At 62.4% G+C, this 13,406-nt stretch carries 10 protein-coding genes; 8 read left to right on the forward strand and 2 right to left on the reverse strand.

From position 1 onward, the window contains the following. Positions 1 to 79 precede the first annotated feature (79 nt). From PQR40_RS08985 to PQR40_RS09015, 7 genes are all read left to right on the forward strand, one after another. Positions 80 to 1,066 carry a LacI family DNA-binding transcriptional regulator gene (locus PQR40_RS08985; RefSeq protein ID WP_408231581.1) on the forward strand — a complete coding sequence of 329 codons (987 nt, stop codon included), beginning with the start codon at positions 80 to 82 and terminating at the stop codon, positions 1,064 to 1,066. After that, entirely contained in the window at positions 1,063 to 2,337 is a 1,275-nt protein-coding gene (locus PQR40_RS08990; protein ID WP_408508788.1) for an AGE family epimerase/isomerase, read from the forward strand. The genes PQR40_RS08985 and PQR40_RS08990 overlap by 4 nt, the downstream gene beginning before the upstream one ends. Before the next feature lie 5 nt (positions 2,338 to 2,342). Continuing rightward, positions 2,343 to 3,251, forward strand: coding sequence for a carbohydrate kinase family protein (locus PQR40_RS08995; protein WP_408338813.1), 909 nt, complete (start codon positions 2,343 to 2,345; stop codon positions 3,249 to 3,251). Between the two features lie 134 nt (positions 3,252 to 3,385). Next, complete coding sequence (locus PQR40_RS09000; RefSeq protein ID WP_408388117.1) at positions 3,386 to 3,616, forward strand: hypothetical protein; 231 nt, start codon at positions 3,386 to 3,388, stop codon at positions 3,614 to 3,616. Positions 3,617 to 3,677: 61 nt separating this feature from the next. Then, positions 3,678 to 3,923 (forward strand): hypothetical protein, encoded by a 246-nt coding sequence (locus PQR40_RS09005; RefSeq protein ID WP_408214390.1) that lies wholly within the window; start codon positions 3,678 to 3,680, stop codon positions 3,921 to 3,923. Between the two features lie 235 nt (positions 3,924 to 4,158). Next, positions 4,159 to 5,127, forward strand: a complete 969-nt coding sequence (locus PQR40_RS09010) for an ion channel (RefSeq protein ID WP_408231567.1) — start codon at positions 4,159 to 4,161, stop codon at positions 5,125 to 5,127. A 308-nt stretch (positions 5,128 to 5,435) separates the two neighbouring features. Then, on the forward strand, positions 5,436 to 9,023 hold the full coding sequence (locus tag PQR40_RS09015; protein ID WP_408508789.1) for an indolepyruvate ferredoxin oxidoreductase family protein: 3,588 nt from the start codon (positions 5,436 to 5,438) through the stop codon (positions 9,021 to 9,023). Positions 9,024 to 9,139: 116 nt separating this feature from the next. On the opposite strand, the gene PQR40_RS09020 is transcribed toward PQR40_RS09015, so the two are convergent. Then, positions 9,140 to 9,856, reverse strand: coding sequence for a copper homeostasis protein CutC (locus PQR40_RS09020; protein WP_408508790.1), 717 nt, complete (start codon positions 9,854 to 9,856; stop codon positions 9,140 to 9,142). A gap of 177 nt (positions 9,857 to 10,033) precedes the next feature. After that, positions 10,034 to 11,302, reverse strand: coding sequence for a sensor domain-containing phosphodiesterase (locus PQR40_RS09025; RefSeq protein WP_408508791.1), 1,269 nt, complete (start codon positions 11,300 to 11,302; stop codon positions 10,034 to 10,036). A gap of 405 nt (positions 11,303 to 11,707) precedes the next feature. Between PQR40_RS09025 and PQR40_RS09030 the strand changes: the two genes are divergently transcribed. Next, positions 11,708 to 13,363, forward strand: coding sequence for a Na+/H+ antiporter (locus tag PQR40_RS09030; protein WP_408231555.1), 1,656 nt, complete (start codon positions 11,708 to 11,710; stop codon positions 13,361 to 13,363). The last annotated feature ends 43 nt before the right edge of the window (positions 13,364 to 13,406 follow it).

Genomic DNA, 13,406 nt, shown 5'->3' on the forward strand with positions numbered 1-13,406 from the left:
CTGACTCAACCACGTTTTACTATACAATCGCCCGAATCCAAACACCGTGCGGCCGCCCCTCTTGCGGCCGCTTCATTCGATGGCCACAACCATCCGCGACGTCGCCCGTGCAGCCAGCGTGTCGATCGGCACCGTCTCACGCGCATTGAAGAATCAGCCCGGCCTTTCCGAAGCCACCCGCGAACGCGTCGTCGAAGCGGCGCGGCAGCTGGGCTATGACGCCGCACAATTGCGTCCGCGTATCCGCCGTCTCACCTTTCTGTTGCACCGTCAGCACAACAACTTCGCCGTCAGTCCGTTCTTTTCACACGTGCTGCACGGTGTGGAAGACGCGTGCCGCGAACGCGGCATCGTCCCTTCCGTGCTGACCGCCGGTCCGACCGAAGACGTGATCCAGCAGATGCGCCTGCATGCACCGGATGCGGTGGCGATCGCCGGTTTCGTCGAGCCTGAAACGCTGACTACGCTGGTGGCGATGCAACGCCCGCTCGTGCTGATCGACCTGTGGGCGCCCGGCCTGCGCTCGGTGAATCTCGACAACATCGCGGGCGCCACGCTCGCCATGCGGCACCTGTTCGAACAGCAGCGCAAGCGCGTCGCGTTCATCGGCGGCTCGCTCGCGCACTTCAGCATCGCCCAGCGCGCGCTCGGTTACCGGCGCGCGTTTTTCGAAGCGGGGTTGCTGTTCGACCCATCGCTTGAAGTCCCCATCGACGCCGGCCTCGATCCCGCCAGCGGCGCCGCGCGCGCAATGCACCAGTTGCTCGACGCGCCCGGCCCGCGGCCCGACGCCGTATTTGCCTACAACGACGCCGCCGCGCTTGCCGCGCTGCGCGCGTGTCTCGCGCGCGGCATCCGCGTACCCGAGGACATCGCGATCATCGGCTTCGACGACATTCCCGCCGCCGCTCATGCCACGCCGCCGCTGTCGACCATTTCGGTCGACAAGGAAGCGCTCGGCCGGCGCGGCGTCGAATTGCTGCTTGAAGACTCACCCGCAGAACTCGAAGTCCGCTTGCCCGTCCATCTCATTGCCCGTGCCAGTACTTTGGTAAAAACGCCATGACGCAATCCGATCTGCTTCACCCCGCCAACAACGTCGCCGCGGCGCCGCCCGTCGAGAGCTTTCGCACCCGCGACTTTCTACTCTCTCACGTACGGGACACGCTGCATTTTTACGCGCCGAACGTGCTCGATCCGAGCGGCGGCTTCTTCCATTTCTTTCGCGACGACGGTTCGGTCTACGACAAGACCACGCGGCATCTGGTAAGCACGTGCCGCTACATCTTCAACTACGCGATGGCGTACCGCCAGTTCGGCGACCCGCAGCATCTCGAGTACGCACGCCACGGCTTGCGCTTCCTGCGCGAAGCGCATTGGGACGCTGAGCACGAAGGCTACGACTGGGAGCTCGAGTGGCACGACGGCCGCAAACGCACGCTCGACGCGACGCGCCACTGCTACGGCCTCGCGTTCGTCCTGCTCGCGTATTCGCATGCGGCGATGGCCGGCATCGAGGAAGCCAAACCGATGATCGGCGCGACCTTCGAGTTAATGGAACATCGCTTCTGGGACGCCGCCGCCGGCCTCTACGCCGACGAAGCGACACCCGACTGGCGCGTCAGCTCGTACCGTGGCCAGAACGCGAACATGCACACCACCGAGGCGTTGCTGACCGCCCACGAGGCAACCGGTCACCTGGTTTATCTCGATCGCGCGGAACGGGTAGCGTCGAACATCACGCTGCGCCAGGCGAAGCTGTCGCAAGGCCTCGTGTGGGAGCACTTTCATGCGGACTGGTCGGTCGACTGGCATTACAACGAGGAAGACAGCTCGAACATCTTCCGTCCGTGGGGCTTCCAGCCTGGGCACCAGACCGAATGGGCCAAGCTGCTGCTGATTCTGGAGCGCTATCGTCCGTTGCCGTGGCTGCTGCCGCGCGCCATCGAGCTATTCGACGCCGCAATGACCCACGCCTGGGACGAAGACCACGGTGGCCTCTACTACGGCTTCGGCCCGGACGGCACCGTGTGCGACCACGACAAGTATTTCTGGGTCCAGGCGGAGACGTTCGCGACCGCGGCGCTGCTCGGCAAGCGCACCGGCAACGAACGCTTCTGGGATTGGTACGACGAGATCTGGCGCTATAGCTGGACGCATTTCGTCGATCACAAGTACGGCGCGTGGTACCGCATTCTCACGTGCGACAACCGTAAGTACAGCGACGAAAAGAGTCCCGCCGGCAAGACCGACTATCACACGATGGGCGCGTGCTATGAGGTACTGGCGCACGCACTGCCTGACGGCGCGGCCGCTGCGCCCGAATCCGCGGAGTAAGCAAAATGAGCGCGAATAACGAATTCCCCTTCTTCGTTTCAGCCGGCGACATCCTGACCGATCTCGTCCGGACCGGCACCTCGCAATGGCTCTCGCGCCCAGGCGGCGCCGGCTGGAACGTTGCGCGCTGCGTCGCGCAGCTCGGCTTGCCGACGGCGTGTGCCGGATCGCTGGGCGTCGACAATTTCTCCGATGAACTGTGGAGCGCAAGCGTCGCAGCAGGCCTCGACATGCGCTTCATGCAACGCGTGGAACGTCCGCCCTTGCTGGCGATCGTTCATCAAACGCATCCGCCTGCGTACTTTTTCATGGGTGAGAACGGCGCCGATCTGGCGTTCGATCCGGCGCGCTTGCCGGCGGGCTGGATCGGGCAGGTGAAGTGGGCGCATTTCGGTTGCATCAGCCTGGTGCGTCAGCCTCTTGGCGATACGCTTGCTGCGTTGGCCGCCGAGTTACGCTCGCGTGGTGTGAAGATCAGTTTCGATCCGAATTACCGGAACCTGATGGAACACGGGTACGAACCCACGTTGCGAAAGATGGCTGCGCTGGCGGATCTGATCAAGGTGTCGGATGAGGATTTGCGGATGCTCTTCAAAACAGACGACGAGGCCGCCGCACTGGCTCAGTTGCGGGCTATGAATCCTGCTGCCACCGTGCTGGTGACGCGCGGGCCGGAAACGTCCATGTTGATCGACGGCGCCATGGTTGTGGAGGCTCAGCCGCCCAGAGTTGAGGTTGTCGATACCGTTGGTGCCGGAGATGCGTCTATTGGCGGTCTGCTGTTCAGCTTGATGACCGCGCCGCAACGAGCGTGGCCGGAGCATCTTGCCTTTTCTTTGGCTGCCGGCGCGGCGGCTTGCCGCCACGCCGGAGCGCATGCGCCTTCGCTGGATGAGGTTGTAGCGTTGCTGTAGTTTTTTTGCCTTGTGCGGCGCGTATTGTTGTAGACGTCGGTTGCAGACTTCTAGCGCCGCGCAGGCAGAAAACCGAACCTCGATCATCGTGCTAGGATGAAAAATTCCAACCCGTTGGAAGAAGGAGCGTCGCCATGGATGACATCACCTACACCAAGGGCATCTACACGGCCACCGCCTCGGCAAGAGAAGTACGAAGCGACACGTGGCAGGGCATCGTTACCCTTTCCCGCGACGAAGGCGGCGCAAGCGCCGACCAGGAAACCACGGTCTACGAAGTTGAAGCCACCTCGTCTACACCCGAGGAAGCGCTCGAGGAAGCCAAGGCCCTCGCGCACCGCATCCTCGGGGAAATCGAACTTTAGGCAACCCGGCGCGCGCGCCATCGCACTGCGCCATTCCTGAATCAACCGGCTGGAGGCGATCATGGCTGAACAGCTCTTCCTCTACGGCGTGTACTCGATTCACGTCCGCCCTCTCGAACTCAACGGCGCACGCTGGGACGCGGAATACGAGATCCGGCATCGTGAGAAAGCCGTCAAGTCGTGGACCACGGTTGGCGGCGACAACGGCTACGCGGACGAAGCTGAAGCAGTCGTCGCAGCACACCTGCAAGCCGTCGACGACATCGAACACGGTGCCGGTATTCCGAAACCGCGGGCCTTTCCGTAGCCTCTCGGCGAGCCCATTGATGGGGGCGGGTGCATCGTCGAGCGGACGGAATCGCTGTATCCCCCGCGCGCTCGTTCGACGCGCCGCAACCCACACCTTGAAAGCGTCACTTCTACGCCCCTGCAGCACGCCTTAGCAGCGCCACGTCCAACGCCGCTGCGGCGCGCCGGAAATCACATTCCGCGCGCTAACCGGCGTGCTACGCTTTGCGCGTTTTCATCTCCACGAGCACGCGATGGCTACTGAACCATCAGACCGCTTTTCCAGCGTCGCCGACGACGAGGCGCGTGCGCAGAAACGTCGTGCGCGCGGCAGCCGGGAATTGCGCCTGGACGATCGCGTAGTCATTGCACACGGCATGCCGACGCCGCTCTGGCAGGATCTCTATCACCGCGCGCTCGTCGTCCGCTGGCCGACGTTCTTTGTCTCGCTCGGGGTTTTGTTCCTGCTGCTCAACACCGTATTTGCATCGCTCTACATGCTTGGCCGGGCACCGATCGCCAATCAGTTTCCATCGGGTTTCGGCGGCGCATTTTTCTTCAGCGTCGAAACACTCGCGACGGTCGGCTATGGCGATATGCATCCGCAAACGGTCTACGCCCACTGGATCGCGACGCTGGAGATCTTTGTCGGCATGTCCAGTATCGCGTTGGCGACGGGGCTGATCTTCGCACGCTTTTCACGGCCTCACGCAAAGATCATGTTTGCCCGCTACGCGGTCGTGCGGCCGCTCGAGGGCCGCATGACGCTGATGGTGCGCGCCGCCAACGCACGTCAGAATGTGATCGCCGAAGCGCGTGCGAAGCTGCGCATCATGCGGCTGGAGACCACCGACGGTTATACGCTGCGCAAGCTCTACGATCTGACGCTGGTGCGCGACCAGCATCCCGTGTTTAAACTGGGCTGGGTGATGATGCACGTCATCGACGAAAATAGCCCGCTGTTCGGCGAAACCGCTGAAACGCTCATAGGTCGTGATGCGTCGCTGTGGCTCACGCTCGAAGGGGTCGACGAATCGACTTCGCAGACCATGCAAGCGCGCCATATGTGGGCTTGTGAGCAGATCCGCTGGCAACACCGCTTCGTTGACGTCATGCGCGAGGAAGACGGTGTGAGTCACATCGATTACTCGCATTTCGACGAGGTCGTACCGCTCGACTCAACGCCGGTCGCCACACCGATGGCAAAAGCGCCCGCGCCGTAGCGCACTCAACGGTAGGCCACCCGCGTTGAATGGTATTCGCCCGCCGGTCGCCAAAAGGCCAGGCCCGCGCCAAGGCTGATTTCACCCTCGCGCCACGCACCAGGGCATACCCGAACCCGCCAGTCGCGTGGCAGATCCACCTCAAAACTTCATTAAAACGCGCGACCCGTCGCGCTGTTTCGTTGAACGCCTCGCCAAGTAGAAAAAATTCACTCCAATTGGCGCTAAAAAATAGAGTCTCTTTCGCCGCGTCACCTCTTGTGGTCCCCACCCACGGCGCGCGGATGCAAAACAATGGAGACTCACCCATGACCGCTCGCCTGCCCATCGACGGCACGCCCGCTCTCGCTGAATACAAGCTTTCAGACAACCTCACCGCCACGCGGGGCCGGATCTTCCTGACTGGCACCCAGGCGCTGGTGCGCCTCGTGCTGATGCAGCGCACGCTGGATAAGGCGCACGGCATGAACACGGCCGGCTTCGTCAGCGGTTACCGCGGCTCGCCGCTCGGGATGGTCGACCAGCAGTTGTGGAAAGCCAAGAAACTGCTCGCGGCGAGTGATATTCGCTTTTTGCCGGCAATCAACGAAGAACTCGGCGGCACCGCCGTGCTCGGTACGCAGCGGGTGGAATCGGACCCGGAGCGCACCGTCGAAGGCGTATTCGCGATGTGGTACGGCAAGGGCCCCGGCGTGGATCGTGCGGGCGACGCGCTGAAGCACGGCAACGCGTACGGCTCGTCGCCGCACGGTGGGGTGCTGGTGGTGGCGGGCGACGATCACGGCTGCGTGTCGTCGTCGATGCCGCATCAGAGCGATTTCGCGTTGATGGCATGGCATATGCCGGTGGTCAATCCGTCGAACATTGCCGACATGCTTGAGTTCGGCCTGTATGGCTGGGCGCTGTCGCGTTTCTCGGGCGCGTGGGTCGGCTACAAGGCGATTTCGGAAACGGTCGAATCCGGCTCGACGGTCGACCTCGATGCGCTGCAAACCGAATGGACGATTCCACAGGGTTTCGAAACGCCCACCGGCGGCCTCCATAACCGCTGGCCCGATCTGCCGAGCCTGACGATCGAATCGCGGATGCACGCGAAGCTCGATGCGGTGCGTCACTTCGCACGCAGCAACAGCATCGATAAATGGATTGCGCCGAGTCCGCATGCGAATGTGGGTATCGTCACGTGCGGCAAGGCTCATCTGGACTTGATGGAAACGCTGCGGCGGCTCGATCTGACAGTCGCAGATCTGGAAGCGGCCGGTGTGCGGATCTATAAGGTCGGCCTGTCTTTCCCGCTGGAAATGACGCGCATCGACGCGTTCGTCTCCGGCCTGTCTGAAGTACTGGTGATCGAAGAGAAAGGCCCGGTCATCGAACAGCAGATCAAAGACTACCTGTACAACCGCACGCAAGGCACGCGCCCGATCTTGGTCGGCAAGAATGCTGAAGACGGCACGATGCTGCTGTCCTCGCTCGGTGAATTGCGCCCGTCGCGTATTCTGCCGGTGTTCGCGAACTGGCTCGCGAAGCACAAGCCGGCGTTGGATCGCCGCGAGCGTGTGGTCGACCTGGTTGCGCCGCAGATCCTCTCGAATGCTGCAGATAGCGTGAAACGTACGCCGTATTTCTGCTCGGGCTGCCCGCACAACACGTCGACCAAGGTGCCTGAAGGTTCGATCGCGCATGCAGGGATCGGCTGCCACTTTATGGCGTCGTGGATGGAGCGCGACACCACCGGCCTGATTCAGATGGGCGGTGAAGGCGTCGACTGGGCCTCGCATTCGATGTTCACGAAAACGCGCCACGTATTCCAGAATCTCGGCGACGGTACCTACTTTCACTCCGGCATTCTCGCGATCCGTCAGGCGGTGGCCGCGAAAACCACCATCACGTACAAGATTCTCTACAACGATGCAGTCGCGATGACGGGCGGCCAACCGGTCGACGGCAGCATCTCGGTGCCGCAGATCGCACGTCAGGTGGAAGCTGAAGGCGTGTCGCGCTTTGTCGTGGTCAGCGATGAGCCGGAGAAATACGACGGTCACCACGACCTCTTCCCGAAGGGCACGACGTTCCACCATCGCAGCGAAATGGACACCGTGCAGCGGGAATTGCGCGACACCGACGGCGTGACCGTCCTGATCTACGACCAGACCTGTGCAGCGGAAAAACGGCGTCGCAGGAAAAAAGGCGAGTTTCCCGACCCGGACAAGCGTCTCTTCATCAACGAGGAAGTTTGCGAAGGCTGCGGCGATTGTGGTGTGCAATCGAACTGTCTATCGGTCGAACCGGTTGAGACCGCGTTGGGGCGCAAGCGCCGCATCGATCAATCGTCGTGCAATAAAGACTATTCCTGCGTGAACGGCTTCTGCCCGAGCTTCGTCACGGTGGAAGGCGGCAAGCTGAAGAAAGCCGCAGGCGCCGCGTTCGATCCGGTAGCGCTCGCCGCACGCGTCGAAGCGTTGCCGATTCCCGCGACGCATCTCGATGCCGCGCCGTACGACATTCTGGTGACGGGCGTTGGCGGCACGGGCGTCGTGACGGTCGGCGCATTGATCAGCATGGCGGCGCACCTGGAAGGCAAGAGCGCGTCGGTGCTCGACTTCATGGGCTTCGCGCAAAAGGGCGGCTCGGTGTTGTCGTTCGTGCGCTTCGCCGCGCGCGACGAGTGGCTCAATCAGGTGCGTATCGACACGCAACAGGCCGACGTGCTGCTCGCCTGCGATATGGTAGTAGGCGCGAGCGCCGATGCCTTGCAAACGGTGCGCCACGGCCGCACGCGCATCGTCGTCAACACGCATGCGATTCCGAACGCGACCTTCGTGCAGAACCCGGACGCGACGCTGCATGCCGATGCGTTGATCGACAAGATGCGTCATGCCGCAGGTGAAGACCGCATGTCGACGTGCGATGCCCAGGCGCTCGCCACGCGTTTTCTCGGCGATACCATCGGCGCGAACATTCTGATGCTCGGTTATGCCTGGCAACTCGGTCTGGTGCCGGTGTCGTTTGGCGCGATGATGCGCGCGATCGAGTTGAACAACGTCGCGGTACAGATGAATCAACTGGCATTTTCGATTGGGCGTGTTGCTGCGGAAGACCCTGCCGCCCTGGAATCGCTGTGGCAAGCACGGCATCTGGCGAAGCCGGCGGTGCGCGTCGATACGCTCGACGAACTGATCGCACATCGCGAGGGCCGTCTGCAAACCTACGGTGGTTCGAGCTACGTGAAGCGTTATCGCGCGCTGGTCGACGCCGCGCGTCGTGCCGAAACCGCGATCGATGCAAAGAGCGAGCGCATCACACGTGCAGTGGCGACGACGTTCTATCGTCTGCTCGCGGTGAAGGATGAATACGAAGTGGCGCGCCTGCATACGGATAGCGCATTCCGTGAAGCACTGGAGGCGCAATTCGAAGGTGTCGCAGGCAAGGACTTCGGCATCAAGTTCAACCTCGCGCCGCCGACGCTCACGCGTGGGCAACCGGGCGTGAATCCGACCAAGAAGACCTTCGGTCAATGGATGTGGCCGGTGCTCGGCGTGATGGCGAAATTCAGCCGTCTGCGTGGCACGATGCTCGATCCGTTCGGCCGCACGCTTGAACGAAAAATGGAACGCGAACTCGCCGACGACTACGAAACCACGCTGCAACGCGCGTTCCCGAAGCTCAACGCGGACAATCTGGAAGACGTCGCGAAGCTCGCCGATCTGCACGCTCGGGTACGCGGCTATGGTCACGTGAAGCTGGCGAATCTGGCAGGTGTGAAGCGCGGTGAACGCGATCTCGTTGCACGCTTGCAGATCGAAGCGGCGACGAGCGCTTCAGTGAAGAAGTCGTTGGAAGAGGTGAAGGGTGCCGGGCAGTTGCGCGGGATTCCGGTGGTCGTCGCGAAGTAATTTCTTCGCCTGTCGATGAAAAATGCCGCTTCGGGTTGAACCTCGAAGCGGCATTTTTTCGCCTGATGGCTTGGCTACGCGTTGCGTTCAGTAGCGTTGATTTTTCGCCTGCGGAATCAGCTATGGTTTGCGTCCAGCAGCGCTCGCACCTGCGCGACTTTTGCCGCATCGACGGGCGCGAGGCCGTTGCCGCCAACGCGTACGCCCGAGCCGAAGTGAACCGCTTGAACATGCGTCGCGCTCACGAAGCCGCCCACTGCATCGATCGTCAATCCCGCACCCGCCAGTACCGTGCAATGTGAGCCGGACGCTTGCCGCACCAGAGCATGCATGATCGACTCGGCCTGCAATACCGACGGCTTACCGCCCGAGGTCAACACGTTCGTCACCGCATCGAAACCGAGCAGCACATCGAGCGCCTTTTGCAGATCACGTGTTTCGTCGAACGCACGATGGAAGGTGATCGCCAGACCATCGGCCGCATCGATTGCGCGCGCGAGGCCTTCGCGATCGATCTCACCGTCCGCCGTCAGCATGCCGATCACCACGCCGTTCGCGCCGGCCGCTTTGATTGCACGCACGTCGCGCAGCATCACGGCATAGTCGTCGGCGTCGTACACGAACGAGCGGCTATGCGGACGGACGATCACGTTGACCGGTACGCCGGCCGCGGGATTTTCCACCGCCGCAACCACCGCTTCGATCAACCCAAGGCTCGGCGTCAGACCGCCCTCGCCCATCGCGGTGACGAGTTCAAGGCGGTTCGCACCCGCTTGCGCGGCGAGCCGGGCGTCGGCAACGGTCGTGGCGATGACTTCAAGTAAGACGGACATAAGCGCGGCTGAGTATCGTTGAAAACGACATGATCTCAGAACCGCCGGTCCGCCTCTTAATCCGAACCACCAGAACTACTGCTCACCCACTCAATGTGAACCACCGGAAGCATTACCTCGCCCTCCCAATCTGAACCACCAGAGCCGCCCCTCCCTCCCAATCAGCCATCGGAACCGCTACTCCTCGATCCAATCAATATCGCCGCACAGCACGCACGTCTGCTCACCGACACGCGTCGCCACCGACAGCGTCACGCACGGCAACGCCTCGTTGATCGACAGATACGGACGCGTCACATGCACACGCTCCGGCGCATTGATCGCCGCGCGAAAATACGGACGACGCAACCAGTTCGCCCCTTGCGCATCGGCAAGCGGCAAAAAGCGCGTTTCATGCGCCGCGCGATCGGCGCGCAACACGACGTTGCGGCCCGCCTGCCTGCCCTTCGCATCGAGCAGGAAACAGCGCGCGGCATGGTCGAGCGCGAGGAAATTCCAGCACACTTCCTCAAGCGGTTCGCCGGCGGCGAGCCGTTCCGCCGCGCGCTCGAACGCCCGCAGGTACGGTATGAGACGGCTCGCATTGCGGCGCTCGCGCGCTTCGGCCTGATCGCGATAGCGGTCAGTCACTTCGCTGATGCAAGTCGCGGCGTGTGCGGCGTCCGCCGCGCCGGGATTCGGTCGGCCGAAGAAAAAACCCTGTACGAAGTCCGCGTCGCAGGCTAGCGCCATCTGCGCTTCATGCTCCGTTTCGACGCCCTCAATCAGCACCAGCTTGCCCGCTTCATGCAGCAGCGCGACCAACCCCGGCAGGATCGTCGCCATATCCGCACGATGCGCAGCGTGCGACAGCATGATGCGGTCGAGCTTCACGATATCGGGATTCAATTGCCAGATCCGTTCGACATTCGAGTGGCCCGCGCCGAAGTCGTCGAGTGCGATCAGGAAACCGCGCTCACGGAACTGGCGCACCGCGTCGGCGAGACGTTCGAGATCTTCCGCGCGCTGTTCGAGCACCTCGAGCACGATGCGCCGCGGTGGCAGATCGAGGCGCTTCAGCGTGGCCAGCAAGGCGGCGGCGAGATACGGATCGGTCAGCGCGCCGGGGTGGACGTTCAGGAACAGCCATTCGCGCTCGGCGCCGAGCACCTTGAAATTCTCCAGATGCAGCGTCTGGGCGAGCCGGTCGACTTGCAACACGTCACCCAGACGCGCCGCCTCGCCGAAGACGTCGAGCGGCGACACGGGCCGGTCGAGCGCATCGTGGGCGCGCAGCAGCCCCTCGTAGCCGACCGCCCGCATATGCGACAGGCTGAAAATCGGTTGAAATACGCTGGTCAGCGTCAGCTCGCCATGCTGCGCAGAAAAACGTTCGAGCCCCGACGTCACCTCGACGTCGAAGCCATGCGGCGCGCTGGCCGTCCTTTCCTGTTGCGCAATCGTCATGCAATCCTCTCACGCGAGAGCCGGTCCGGTCCGAACGCGGAAGCGAACAACCTCGGCACCGTTTCTCAAAATGTGCGTCATCGATATTCCTTAAGCAAGCTCCATGCGCACGCTGGCGCACATTCGAATGAAATTTGCATGAAAGATTGCACCGGCGAAAGAGAAGATGCGCCGCCCGCGGGCGTGACGCGCACCGTTTAGGTGCAAATCCTTACCGGGACGCTTGGCTGCCGCTCCTGCGGAGCGTTGCCGTGCGTTCACTGGAGTCTTGCGGGGTTGACCATGACGCGAGGCATCGTCGGGCTAAACTTCGGCCTTGTGCCTCATGCGCGCCTCGTGACCGATATGCGGCGGCATCGCCGGCTGTCGTAGAGGAAGCGCCGTTATATCTTCAGAAATAGACCGATGGATATTGTCTTTACCGTACTGATTCTTTTGCTCGCTGTCGCCGCTTCCGGCGTCGTTACCCGGATGCTGCCGATCGCCTTGCCACTGCCACTCGTCCAGATCGCGATCGGCGCGTTGCTCGCATGGCCCAGGCTCGGGTTGCACGTCACCTTCGATCCGGAAATTTTCATGATGCTGTTCATTCCGCCGCTGTTGTTCGCGGATGGATGGCGCATTCCCAAGCGCGAATTGTTCATGGCGCGCCGCTCCGTTCTGATGCTTGCGCTCGGCCTGGTTTTCATGACGGTGCTGGCGGTCGGCTACTTCGTGCATGCACTCGTGCCGTCGATCTCGCTGCCGGTCGCATTCGCGCTTGCTGCGGTGTTGTCACCGACGGATGCGGTGGCGCTGTCCGGCATCGCCGGCAAGGGCAAGATTCCTGGACGGCTGATGCACATCCTTGAAGGCGAGGCATTGATGAATGATGCGTCGGGCCTTGTCGCGTTGAAGTTCGCGATTGCCGCGGCGCTGACGGGTGTGTTCTCGCTGCGCGATGCGTCGATCAGCTTCGTCATCATCGCGGTGGGCGGCCTCGCTACGGGCGCAGCGGTGAGCTGGGTGTTCAGTTTTGTGTCGGCGCGCTTTCTGAGTCTTAACGAAGAAGGTGATCCGGCACCGGGTGTGGTGATGACCCTGCTGATTCCATTCGCCGCTTATCTGATCGCCGAGCGCTTCGAGTTGTCGGGCATTCTGGCTGCGGTCTCGGCCGGCATGATGATGAATTACGCGAGCATTGTGAATGTTGGACCGGTTTCGTCGCGAGTGCGCGCGAACAGCACGTGGACGATGATCGAGTTCGTCTTCAATGGCATGGTGTTCATTCTCCTGGGATTGCAGTTTCCGCACATTCTTGGCCGGGCGTTGCTCGACGCGCACGAAACCAGCAACGCACAGGTGTGGCTGCTGATCGGCTACATCGCCGCTGTGGCGGCGGCGCTTTACGCGCTGCGCTTCGTGTGGGTCTGGCTGTTGCGCTGGTTCGCGAGCCGCGGCGCGGCGAAGCATGGCGTGGTGAACGCCGTGCCGGGGTTGCGCACGGTCACGGTGACGACGGTGGCCGGCGTGCGTGGCGCGGTAACGCTGGCGGGTGTGTTGTCGCTGCCTGAGGTGTTGCCGGGAGGTGCGCCGCTGCCGGGGCGGGACCTGGCGATTTTCATTGCCTCGGGGGTGATTCTGCTATCGCTGCTGGTGGCGGTGGTGGCGTTGCCGTTGTTGTTGCGGGGCTGGCGGCGTAGCAAGGATCCGCATGCCGCGGAGGAAGCGCTGGCGCGCACGGCAGCGGCGCAAGCGGCGATTCGTGCCGTCGATGAGTTGCACGATGTCGAATGTGCGGATCTCGATGAGTCGGCATCGGCTTATGCCGTGGATGTCACCGCGAGGGTGATGGATGTTTATCGGCGCCGGCTTGCCACGCTTGGAGACGAACAGGAGCCGCGGGAGTTGGCGCGCCGTGCCGATGCACTGGAATTCCGGATGAAGTTGGCGGCGATGAGGGCCGAGCGGAAGGCGCTGCTTGCGCTGCGCAATAGTCAGGCGATCAATGATGAGACTTTGAATAAGCTCATGCGGGAGGTGGATTTGTCGGAGACGGCGCTTACTGTTCGGAAGAAGTGAAGGTTTGGGTTATGGATTTGCCTTTGGCGGGTTTTGTTTGTTT

Source organism: Paraburkholderia sediminicola (genome assembly GCF_046026855.1).
Taxonomy (GTDB): domain Bacteria; phylum Pseudomonadota; class Gammaproteobacteria; order Burkholderiales; family Burkholderiaceae; genus Paraburkholderia; species Paraburkholderia sediminicola_A.